General features: G+C 66.7%; 9 protein-coding genes. 3 read left to right on the top strand and 6 right to left on the bottom strand.

Annotated features, from left to right (window positions below; genetic code table 11):
• The 4 genes from trxB to H926_RS0110090 form a co-directional block, all read right to left on the bottom strand.
• The coding region (trxB, locus tag H926_RS26730) for a thioredoxin-disulfide reductase (protein ID WP_237741008.1) at window positions 1-878 on the bottom strand (878 nt) is incomplete at its 3' end.
• A 103-nt stretch (window positions 879-981) separates the two neighbouring features.
• Window positions 982-1,335, bottom strand: coding sequence for a response regulator (locus H926_RS26725; protein ID WP_233253887.1), 354 nt, complete (start codon window positions 1,333-1,335; stop codon window positions 982-984).
• 35 nt (window positions 1,336-1,370) lie between these two features.
• Window positions 1,371-2,567, bottom strand: a complete 1,197-nt coding sequence (locus H926_RS26720) for a PAS domain-containing protein (RefSeq protein ID WP_022676193.1) — start codon at window positions 2,565-2,567, stop codon at window positions 1,371-1,373.
• A 104-nt stretch (window positions 2,568-2,671) separates the two neighbouring features.
• Window positions 2,672-3,913, bottom strand: coding sequence for a M20 family metallopeptidase (locus H926_RS0110090; protein ID WP_043608958.1), 1,242 nt, complete (start codon window positions 3,911-3,913; stop codon window positions 2,672-2,674).
• 142 nt (window positions 3,914-4,055) lie between these two features.
• Between H926_RS0110090 and H926_RS26715 the strand changes: the two genes are divergently transcribed.
• Complete coding sequence (locus H926_RS26715) at window positions 4,056-5,126, top strand: sensor histidine kinase (RefSeq protein WP_051146318.1); 1,071 nt, start codon at window positions 4,056-4,058, stop codon at window positions 5,124-5,126.
• 43 nt (window positions 5,127-5,169) lie between these two features.
• Here H926_RS26715 and H926_RS0110080 read toward each other — a convergent pair whose 3' ends face one another.
• Entirely contained in the window at window positions 5,170-6,537 is a 1,368-nt protein-coding gene (locus tag H926_RS0110080; RefSeq protein ID WP_028657826.1) for a M28 family peptidase, read from the bottom strand.
• Between the two features lie 86 nt (window positions 6,538-6,623).
• Window positions 6,624-7,931: an O-acetylhomoserine aminocarboxypropyltransferase/cysteine synthase family protein gene (locus tag H926_RS0110075; protein WP_022676189.1), complete on the bottom strand. Its 1,308-nt coding sequence runs from the start codon at window positions 7,929-7,931 to the stop codon at window positions 6,624-6,626.
• Window positions 7,932-8,150: 219 nt separating this feature from the next.
• Here H926_RS0110075 and H926_RS26710 point away from each other — a divergent pair, with 219 nt between their 5' ends.
• Both H926_RS26710 and H926_RS32440 read left to right on the top strand, forming a co-directional pair.
• Complete coding sequence (locus H926_RS26710) at window positions 8,151-9,881, top strand: PAS domain-containing methyl-accepting chemotaxis protein (protein WP_022676188.1); 1,731 nt, start codon at window positions 8,151-8,153, stop codon at window positions 9,879-9,881.
• On the top strand, window positions 9,868-10,590 hold a 723-nt coding region (locus tag H926_RS32440; RefSeq protein WP_028657825.1), incomplete at its 3' end, for a chemotaxis protein CheW. The genes H926_RS26710 and H926_RS32440, both read left to right, overlap by 14 nt.

The raw sequence follows: 10,590 nt of genomic DNA, 5'->3' as shown, positions 1-10,590 counted from the left end.
ACGGCTTGGCGGTAGGTGTGGTCCATCACGTCACCACAGGCGAACACGCCGGGGATGGCGGTCTTGGGCGTACCGGGTTCAACCACGATATAGCCGCTTTCATCGAGCGCGAGCTTGCCGGCAAACAGGCTGGTAGCCGGCGCATGGCCAATGGCGACGAACGCGCCGTCGGTTTCCACGCGGCTGCCTTCGCCGGTCACCGTATCGACCAGTTCCACCGCCTTGAGGCCGCCAGCCATCGGATCGCCTGAAAACGCGGCCACGGCCTTGTTCCACAAGACGCTGATCTTGGGGTGGGCATGCAGGCGCTGCTGCAGGATGCGTTCGGCGCGCAGGCTGTCGCGACGGTGGATCAGCGTGACATGCTCGGCATGGTTGGTAAGGTAGAGTGCTTCTTCCACGGCAGTGTTACCGCCACCGATCACCACCACCTTCTTGCCGCGATAGAAGAACCCGTCGCAGGTGGCGCAGGCCGAAACACCCTTACCCGACAGCAGCTGTTCGCCCGGTACGCCCAGCCACTTGGCCTGGGCACCGGTGGCGATCACCAGGGTATCGGCTTCATAGATATCGCCGCTGTCGCCGACGGCGCGGAACGGAGGGCCGGCCAGATCGATATCGGTGATGGTGTCCCACATCATCCGCGTGCCGACATGCTGCGCCTGCGCTTCCATTTCCTGCATCAGCCAGGGGCCCTGGATCACGTCGCGGAAGCCGGGATAGTTTTCGACATCGGTGGTGATGGTCAGCTGCCCGCCGGGCTGCAGCCCCTGCACCACGATCGGCTCCATCCCGGCGCGCGCGCCATAGATGGCCGCCGTCAGGCCTGCCGGGCCGGAACCGATGATAAGCATGCGGGTCTTGTGCGTCGTCGCCATGGAAACTCCTTCCGATGGCGCGCGAGATAGGGGCTGGTCGTGAAAAACACCAGCCCAAGCAAAACTTGCCTGCGTTTAAACCAGGGCGCGGATACGCCTGGGCTCAGGCACCCTGGCGCTGCGTCACGCCTTCCAGGGCACGGCTGACGACAACCGCCGCCGGGGTGGGCTTGGGCACCAGCACGCCGCCTAGCTTGCGCACGGCTTCATCCATGCGATCAAGATCGCCGGTATGCAGGACATAGGGCACGCCACGTTCCGCCAGTGCCTTGGCCACCGGGGCGCAGGTCTGGCCATGGGCGAGCGAGACATCGAGAATGGCCGCCACGATGTGCTCGCTCTCGGCAATTGCCAGCGCTTCGGCCAGTTCAAGCGCGGTCAGCGGAACGCAACCTGCGTCCTCCACCGCAAATTCCAGATCGAGCAGAATGAGGGGCTCGTCATCGAGCACCAGCACGCGACAACCATCATTCGGGCAACACGACTGGCCCATCAGACTGCGTCCTCGCGCAGGGGAACGCGCAGCCTTGCCCTCAATCCATCGGGATGCCAGTCACGCATGATGTTGCCCCTTGCCATGTGCAGCATGCGGTCGACGATCCCCATGGTGGGCGCCTCCGCGTTGTTTTCGGGCGGGTTTACCGCCGGCCCGCCCTGTTCGATCCAGTCGATCACGATCGTGGGTGCCTCGCTGGAACCGTTCTTCTGCCAGGCAACCGTAACCTCGCCCCCATCGCTGCTGAGCGCGCCATGCTTGGCTGCGTTCACCGCCAGTTCGTGAAGCGACAGGCCCAGCACCGAAACCGCGGAGAAATCGCTGCGTAACCCGTTGCCCTTGAAATGAATGCGCTTTCCATCCGGGTCATAAGGCGACAGCACCGAACGGATCGCCTGGCCGACTTCGATCGACCCGCTCGATGCCTCGTCCAGCGTGGTTTCATAGGCGCGGCCCAGGGCCTGGATGCGATCGTTGATCTCGCGCGCCTCAACCTCGATTCCGCGGCTGCGCCCGGTAAAGTTGACGATGCCGCCGATCACCGCGAACATGTTCTTCATGCGGTGCGACAGTTCGCGCGCCAATTCGCGGGCGTGGCGTTCGTCGGCGCGGGCGGCGCGCACGTCGGACACGTCCCACTGGCTGCCGAAATAATAGATCAGGCGCCCCTGCGCGTCATAGATCGGGCCCAGGTGCAGCGCGTTCCAGAACGCTGAACCGTCCTTGCGATAATTGAGCAGTTCCACCACCACCACGTCTTCGTTTTCGACTGCCTGACGAATACGGGCAACAGCGCTGCGATCGGTTCCCGGCCCCTGCAGGAAGCGGCAGTTGCGACCAATGATCTCATGTTCTTCATAGCCCGTCAGCCAGCGGAACGCGCGGTTGACGAAGACGATCGGGGCGTCGGGCGTATGCGGATCGCACAGACAGACGGCCATGCGGGTCTGGGCCATGGCCTGCTCGAACAGCACGCCAGAGGCACCGATAAAAGCATCGTCAGGATGGTTGGCAAGGAACCGTTCGGCGCTGTCGTCATAGGCGCCACCGGCCTGGCTTGCACGTTGCGGGCCAGCAGACTGCCCAGCGCCGCCGGCATCGTAAAACGCCCTGTCGTCGCCGCTCGCGGCTTCACCCGCCTTCGTGGCCTCGTCCGGGCGCTCCGGCGCCTGATCTGCCCTGTCACTCGACAAACGTTTGTTCCTGATGTTCTCTCGACCCATGGCAGAATGCCACTTAATGGCGGCAAAATGCGCCAGGGCCGGGAGCGGTTCCCCGCGATAGCGAAAATTTTGCGCTACACCTGCAAACCGGCAAAACCCTGCGACAGATAGCGCAGCGCGCACCCGGCGAGCAGGGCGGTGCCCGTCGGCAGGGCCGCTTCATCCACCACCATGCGGGTGGAATGGATGCCGCAGGCATGGCGCCAGTCCGCCCCCTCGTGTGCCACACCCAGGAAGAACATGGCGCCGGGCACCTGTTCGAGCACATAGGAAAAGTCTTCGGCGGCCATGATGGCGTGGTCCAGCCGGACAAAGGCCTCGGGCCCGGCCAGATCGCGGGCCACCGCTTCGCCGAGGGTCACCGCGCGGGGATCGCACATCGTCACGGGAAAGCCCTCGTGCAGCGTCACCTGCGCGGTCAGGCCGTGGGCGGCGGCGACATGGGTGGCGCAGGTTTCCAACGCCGCGCGCAGACGCGTGCGGTTGCCGGGCGACAGCGTGCGCAAGGTGCCGATCATGCGCGCGCGATCGGCGATCACGTTGTGCGCGCTGCCCGCCTCGATCCGCGCCACCGTGGCCACCACCGGATCGGCCACCGAGAACCGCCGCGTGACCATCGCCTGGATCGCGCTCACGATCTCGCACGCCACCGGCACGGGATCGAGCGCATCGTGCGGCATCGAGGCATGACCGCCGCGCCCCTCCACCACGATCTCGAACTGGTCGGCCGAGGCCATCAGCGCGCCGCCCCGTCCCGCCACCAGGCCATGCCGGCTGTTGGGCATGATGTGCAGCGCAAACGCGGCATCGGGCAGCGGATCGCCCAGCAGCCCATCCTCGATCATGAAGCGCGCGCCATGGTGCCCTTCCTCGCCGGGCTGGAACATGAAGCGCACATCGCCCGCCAGTCCTTCCGCCCGCGCGGCCAGCAGTTCCACCGCGCCGGCCAGCATCGCGACATGGGTATCATGCCCGCAGGCATGCATCGCGCCGGGAATGGTGGAGGCAAAATCGAGCCCGGTTTCCTCTTGCATGGGCAAGGCGTCGGTATCGCCACGCAGCAGAACGCAGGGCCGATCCGCGCCAGCCGGCACGGCCCCGCCACGCAAGGTGGCAACCAATCCCGTCGTCGATGGCCCCTGCGCCCATTCCAGCGGCAGATGCGCCAGGGCGGCGCGGATCTTGTCACGCGTGGCTGGGTTGTGCAGGCCCAGTTCCGGTTCGGCATGGATTGCGCGGCGCAAGGACACGATCTTGGGCGCGAGCGCCTGTGCTGCTGCGCGCACATCGCCGATCCCGCTGTTGCCTTCTGCCATCCCATGCTCTCCATGCCACTTGCGCGCCGCGCGGTGATGCACTGCGGCCATCGCCCACGCCTCATGCCCTTTAGGACGGGCTGGACAGCCGTGTCGAGCCGACGGTTGCGCTGGGGTGCGCCATCGGGCAATGCTGGAAGGAATGACGTCTGCGCCGCGCCCCCCGCTCTGGTCCATCCGCGGCCTGCAATCCTGCAGCCCCCCCACCCGCTATACGGTGGGCATCGTGCTGTTCATGCTGGCGCTGCTGCTGCGCTGGCTGGCGGATGATCTGTTTCCGCCAGGCTTTCCGTTCCTGACATTCTTTCCTGCGGTCATCATCGCCACGTTCATCGCCGGGCGCGGCCCGGGCATCGTCTGCGCGATATTGAGCGGCCTGGCAGCATGGTACTTTTTCGTGCCGCCCGAATTCAGTTTTTTCGTTACCCCGCAAGTGGCCACGGCCATGCTGTTCTACACCGGCGTGGTGGCGGTAGACATCGTGCTGATCGATGGCCTCACCCGCCGCCAGCGGCAGCTGGAGGAAAGCGAAGCGCGCCTGGCCGAGATGGCGGCAAACCAAGCCTTGCTGTTCAAAGAATTGCAGCACCGCGTAGCCAACAACCTGGCCTCGGTCGCCTCGATGCTGCGGCTGCAGCGGCGCCAGATCGAACGCAACCCAGCACTCGCCCTGCCGCTGATCGATCGCGCGGACCAGCGCATCGAGATGATGGGCCGGGTGCATCGCCAGCTCTATGATCCGGCCGCGCAGACCAAGCCGATCAGCGAAATCCTGGCCTCGGCCGTGAACCTGGCGCGCGAAATGGCCGATGCCGATGCGGTGGACGTGGACGTGGTGGCCGAGGATGTGCGGCTGGAGGTGGGCCGCCTGCTGCCTTTGGTGCTGCTGCTGACCGAACTGCTCGCCAACAGCTTCAAGCATGCCTTTGCGCCTGGCCAGCCCGGGCGCATCGACGTGCGGCTGGAACGGGTCGATGATGCCCGGCTGTGTCTGACCGTGGCAGACAATGGCCGCGGCATGCCGGCCGCCGATCCGGCCGATCATATCCCGGGCGGCGTGCGCACGCGGCGCGGGCTGGGCACGGCGATCATTGCCGGGCTGGTGGCGCAGCTGGGCGGCAGCCACCGCGTGCGCAGCGGCACCGACGGGGCCGCCAATCCCGGCGTAACCACCGTGGTGCTGTTCCCCGAAACGCTTGGCCGCCAAGGCTGACCAGGCAGGCTGATCACCACCCTGGCGGGCCAGCGCGCGCCGCTTAACGCGCGGCGATCGGCCCAGGCTCGTTGGCGACGATCGCCAGCGTGCTCTGCCAGGCGGCCACGTTCTGCGCCAACGTGGCCGGATCGATCTTGTCCAGCGTATCATCGGGCGTGTGGTGCAGATCGAAATAGTGGGTGCCGTCCTGGTTCAGGTCCACCACCGGCAGCTTTTGCGCGGCAATGATCGCGCCCACATCTTCGCCGCCATTGGCCGTGCCATCGCCCGGCACCACGCCCAGCGGATTGAGCGCGGCCAGCAGGCGCGCCTTCACCGCATCGGCTGACGGCGCGAAATTGGTGATCACCCGCCATACCCGGTCTGCGCCGAAATCGCTTTCCATCGCCAGGGCATGCGGCTCCTTGCCATGCTTTTGCGCATAGGCTTCGCCGCCAAAGCCACCCACTTCCTCGCTACCGGCAAACAGCACACGGATCGTGCGCAGCGGCTTGCCGCCATCGGGCCCGCTGGTCTGCGCGCCCAGCGCCGCGCCAGCCACGATGGCGCAGCCGGCGCCATCGTCGATCGCCCCGGTGCCCAGATCCCAGCTATCGAGGTGGCACGCCACCAGCACCGGCGGCAGCGAAGGATCGCGACCTGGCAATTCGCCCACCACGTTGCCCGAAGGCGCATTGTCGATGATCTGGCCGGTCAGCGTCAGGTGCAGCTTGAGCGGCTGGCCGGTGGCGGCGAGCCGCGCAATCTGATCGGCATCGGGATTGGATACTGCGCCGGCGGGAATGGGCTTCACGCCCTTGGCCCAGCTGATCACCCCGGTGTGCGGGTTACGGTGCTTGTCGGTGCCGACAGAGCGGATCACCACCGCCAGCGCGCCCTTGGCCACGGCCACGCCCGGCCCCTTGCGCCGCACGTTGCCATAGGGGCCATAGCCGCTGCCATCCTGGGTTGGCGCCATGGCATGATCGATAAAGGCAATCTTGCCGGACAGCGAACCATCGGGCGCCGCTTCCAGCGCGGCGAGCGAGGGGAAGTAGACCAGCGGCGCGGTGATGCCCGCCTCGGGCGTGGCGCCGGAATAGCCCAGCGCGGTGATCGCCAGCGGCTGCGCGGCAAAGCCGACGAGTTCGGCCTTGTCGATCCCGCGGCGATAGGCGCGCATGGTGAACGGCTCGATTGCCACGTTCTGGAAGCCCAGCTGCTTGAGGCGGGCGGCGGCCCACTCGCGGGCGCGGGCCTCGGCCGGGCTGCCAGCGGGACGCGGGCCGACCTGCGTGGTCAGGTCGCGCACCAGATCCCAGGCCACATCGGGTGCAGGCGCCGCGGCGTGGGCCAGGGTGGGCACCATGGCGGGCGCAAGCGAGAGAACGGCGGCGGCGGCAGAAAGGCGGGCGGTCAACGAGCGCATCGGCAAATCCCGGAAGGAGTTGGGGGTGCGCCACATTTGCGCGCCCCCCTGGGAAGTCAACCGCCAGCCTGTTCAAAACATGCGATTCACGCCCCCGCCAGTGCCTGTTCCAGATCGGCCAGGATATCGTCGATGTGCTCGATGCCGATCGACAGGCGCACATAACCGGGGCTGACCCCGGCAGCGGCCTGCTCTTCGGCAGAAAGCTGGGAATGGGTGGTAGACGCCGGATGGATCGCCAGGCTGCGCGCATCGCCAATATTGGCAACGTGGTAGAACAGCTTGAGTGCATCGATGAACGCCCGCCCGGCATCGGCACCACCGGCCAGTTCGAAGCCGACCAGCCCCCCTGCCCCGTGCGGCAGATATTTCGCGGCCAGGTCTGCCGCGCGGCCCTGGGCCAGCGAGGGATGGATCACGCGCGTGACCTTGGCATGGCCGGAAAGCCATTGCGCCACCGCCGCCGCGTTCTGGCTGTGCCGCTCGATCCGCAGCGGCAGCGTTTCGATCCCCTGGATCAGCTGGAACGCGTTGAACGGCGACAGCGCCGCGCCCATGTCGCGCAGCAGGATCACGCGGGCGCGGATGGCATAGGCGATCGGCCCCAGCGGCTTGATATCGCGCGCCCACACCGCGCCGTGATAGCTGGGATCGGGCAGGTTGAAGAGCGGCTGGCGTTCGGGAAATTCGTCCCACGCGAAGTTGCCGCCATCCACGATCAGGCCGCCGATCGAGGTGCCATGCCCGCCCAGGTACTTGGTCGAGGAATAGACCACCACCGCCGCGCCATGGTCGAACGGGCGGATCAGCAGCGGGGCGGCAGTATTGTCGACGATCAGCGGCACGCCCAGCTTGCGCCCGATTGCCGCCACTTCGGCAATCGGAAAGGCCACCAGCTTGGGATTGGGCAGGCTTTCCGCGTAATAGGCCCGCGTGCGGTCGTCGGTCGCGCGGGCAAAGCCTTGCAGATCGGCCGGATCGACAAAGCGCACCTCGATGCCCAGATCCTTGAGCGTGTTGGCAAACAGATTCCAGGTGCCGCCATAGAGATCGGTGGAGCTGACGATATTGTCACCCGCCCGCGCCAGGTTGAGCACGGCATAGGTCGAGGCCGCCTGGCCCGATGCCACGGCCACCGCAGCGGCCCCGCCCTCCAGCGCCGCCACCCGCTGTTCCAGCACGTCGGTCGTCGGATTGCCCAGCCGCGTATAGATTGGCCCGAGTTCCTTGAGGGCAAAGCGGTTGGCGGCCTGCTCGGTACTGTCGAACTGATACGACGTGGTCTGGTAGATTGGCACGGCCACCGCGCCGGTGGCCGGATCGGCGCGCCAGCCGGCATGCAGGGCCAGGGTTTCGGGACGGGGCGTGCGGGTTTCTGGCGTTGTGTCGCTCATGGCATCCTCTGGTCGCTGGGCATTTGCCCTGTTTGTCTACTTATTCAATTGACATAATCAAGCCCGGAATTGCGCATGGCATCCTGTGGCCGATACTGCGTGGCAATGCGCAGGCGCGGGGACAAGCGCGATCAACCATGGCCTGGTTACACCACCACCCACACGGCACAACGCGCGCGACCCCCGGGGATGGGGTTTTGAACTGGGGGTTTTCAGGCCATGACGGACCAGACACCGATTTCCGCCACCGATCGCAAGCGCGCGCAGGAAAACGCGACCGTGCAGCGCAACGACGCGATCGAACGCGCGCTGCTGCTGTGCGAGTTCACCGGCGACGGCGTGATCATCGGCGCCAACGAAAACTTTGCCCATCTGCTCGGCGAGCCGGCCGAAGACCTTGTCGGGCGGCGCTATCACAATCTTTGCCACGAGGGTTTGCAGGACCCCAGCACGGAGCCGGCCTTCTGGCAGCGCCTGACCGATGGCCAGGGCCAGGTTGCCGCGCTGCGCCTGGCGGTGCAGGATCGTCCGCCGGTGTGGGTGCGCCTGGCGTTCACGCGTCTCGATACCGCCGAAAGGCTGCCCACGCGCATCCTGGCGGTGGGCATCGACATCAGCCGCGATGGCTTGGCGCGGTTCAACGCGCAGGCCAAGCTCGGCGCACTCGATCACGCCGTGGCCCTGGTGGAATTCACCATGGATGGCGAAGTGGTGGCCGCCAACGAAAACTATCTCAAGCTGACCGGCTATACCCTGGCCGAGGTGATGGGCCAGTCGCACACGCTGTTCTGCGACAAGGACACGGCCGCATCGGATGCCTATCGCGAGTTGTGGGCCGCCCTGCGCCGCGACCAGGTGTGCCATGGCGCCTACAAGCGCGTGGGCAAGAACGAGACGGATATCTGGGTGCGCGCCTCCTACACCCCGATCCGCGGTGCCGATGGCAAGCTGGAGCGGGTGCTCAAGATAGCCTATGATATCACCGCCGAGCGCCTGTCCACTGCCGAATACGAAGCCAAGCTGGAAGCGATCGACCGCGCCATGGCCGTGGTGGAATTCGATCTGGATGGCAACGTGGTGAGCGCCAACGACAATTTCCTGTCGGTTATGGGCTATTCCCCGCGCGAGATCCTGGGCCAGCATCACGCGATGTTCTGCCTGCCCGAGTTTGTCCGCACCCGCGAATATGCCGATTTCTGGATTGCGCTCAACCAGGGGCAGTTCCAGTCGGGCCGGTTTCACCGCGTGGGCAAGCACAACCGCGACGTCTGGATCCAGGCGACATACAATCCCGTGCTCGATTTGCGCGGCAAGCCGCGCCGCATCGTCAAATACGCTACGGACGTAACCGAGCAGGTGCGCCTGGAGCAGAAGATCGCCGCGCGATCGCAGGAAACCGCCGGCGTGGCCGATCGCCTGGGCCGCACCATCGAGGAAATCAACCGCAGCACCGAAACCGCCAACAAGCTGGCCAATCTGACCGAGACGAAGGCCGATGAAGGCGGCGTGGCGCTCAAGTCTGCGCTCGAATCGATCGAACTGATCCAGAAATCGGCCACCGGGATTGCCGAGATCGTGCGCGTCATTTCCGAGATCGCCGGGCAGACCAACCTGCTCGCGTTCAATGCCGAGATCGAGGCAGCGCGCGCCGGCGAGCATGGCATCGGCTTTTCCGTGGTGGCGGGCGAGGTGCGCAAGCTGGCCGAACGCAGCAGCACCGCTGCGCGCGATATCAGCCGGCTGATCGAGGAAAGCCTGGTGCGCATCGGCATGGGCACCGAGCGCGCCCAGGCTGCACAAAGCGCGTTCAGTGCGATCGCCGCCAGCGTGGGTGACACCAGTTCTGCGATCGAAGTGATCACCCGCTCTGCCCTGGCCCAGGACGAGGTGGCGCGCCACATCGTCACCCTGATCCAGGAACTGGCCGCCGCCGCCCATGACCCCGCCTGAACCGGCCGGGCCAGCCGCAACCTCGCGCCTCTATGGCCTGTTGCAGGTAGCCGGCATCACGCTGGCGATGGCGACGGCAGCGATCCGCGAGGTGGTGCCCCGGCCGGCGCAGCTCTTGCCCTTTCCGATCACCCGGCCCGATCTGGCCGGGGCCATCGCGGTGCGTGGGGCGATCATCCCCGTCATCGACATGGGGCTGATGCTGGGCCTGGCCCCGGCATGCGTGCACGATGGCATCGTCGCGATCGTGCGGCACCAAGGCGGCGTTACCGGCCTTCTGCTCGATTGCATCGAAGGCATTGCCCGCCTGCCCGAAAGCGCGCTGGGCGCCCTGCACTATCCTGACGACGCGCCGCTCCACCGTCTTGCCGCCGCTGGCTTCCTGCACGGCGACACGCGCGGGGTCGTGCTCGATACCGCGCAACTTGCCGCCATGCCGGGCCTGCCCCTGGTGCCCGACAGCCTTGCCGGGCAGCGCCACGAACACCGCCTGGGCCATGGCGCGGGTGACAAGGTCACCTGCCTGGTGTTCCGCGCCGGTGGGCAGCGCCTGGCGCTCGATGCCCACGCCATCGTCGCCACGCTGCCCGAATCTGCCCTCGCTCCGCCACCGGTGAGCAACGCGCTGTGGATGGGGTCGCTGGCGTGGAACGGCGTGGCTGTGCCGGCGGTCGACACCCTGCGCCTGGCCGGCATGGGCAGCCTCGGC

The organism is Novosphingobium sp. B-7, from assembly GCF_000410615.1.
In the GTDB taxonomy this organism is placed as follows: domain Bacteria; phylum Pseudomonadota; class Alphaproteobacteria; order Sphingomonadales; family Sphingomonadaceae; genus Novosphingobium; species Novosphingobium capsulatum.
The sequence above is the reverse complement of the archived record's forward strand: the minus strand, read 5'-3'. Positions and strand labels throughout refer to the sequence as shown.

Excerpts from the sequence above, each read along its gene's own strand:
- H926_RS0110090 (WP_043608958.1), bottom strand. The coding sequence starts at position 3,913 with ATGGCAGAAGGCAACAGCGGGATCGGCGATGTGCGCGCAGCAGCACAG.
- H926_RS26715 (WP_051146318.1), top strand. The coding sequence starts at position 4,056 with ATGACGTCTGCGCCGCGCCCCCCGCTCTGGTCCATCCGCGGCCTGCAA.
- H926_RS0110080 (WP_028657826.1), bottom strand. The coding sequence starts at position 6,537 with ATGCGCTCGTTGACCGCCCGCCTTTCTGCCGCCGCCGCCGTTCTCTCG.
- H926_RS0110075 (WP_022676189.1), bottom strand. The coding sequence starts at position 7,931 with ATGAGCGACACAACGCCAGAAACCCGCACGCCCCGTCCCGAAACCCTG.
- H926_RS26710 (WP_022676188.1), top strand. The coding sequence starts at position 8,151 with ATGACGGACCAGACACCGATTTCCGCCACCGATCGCAAGCGCGCGCAG.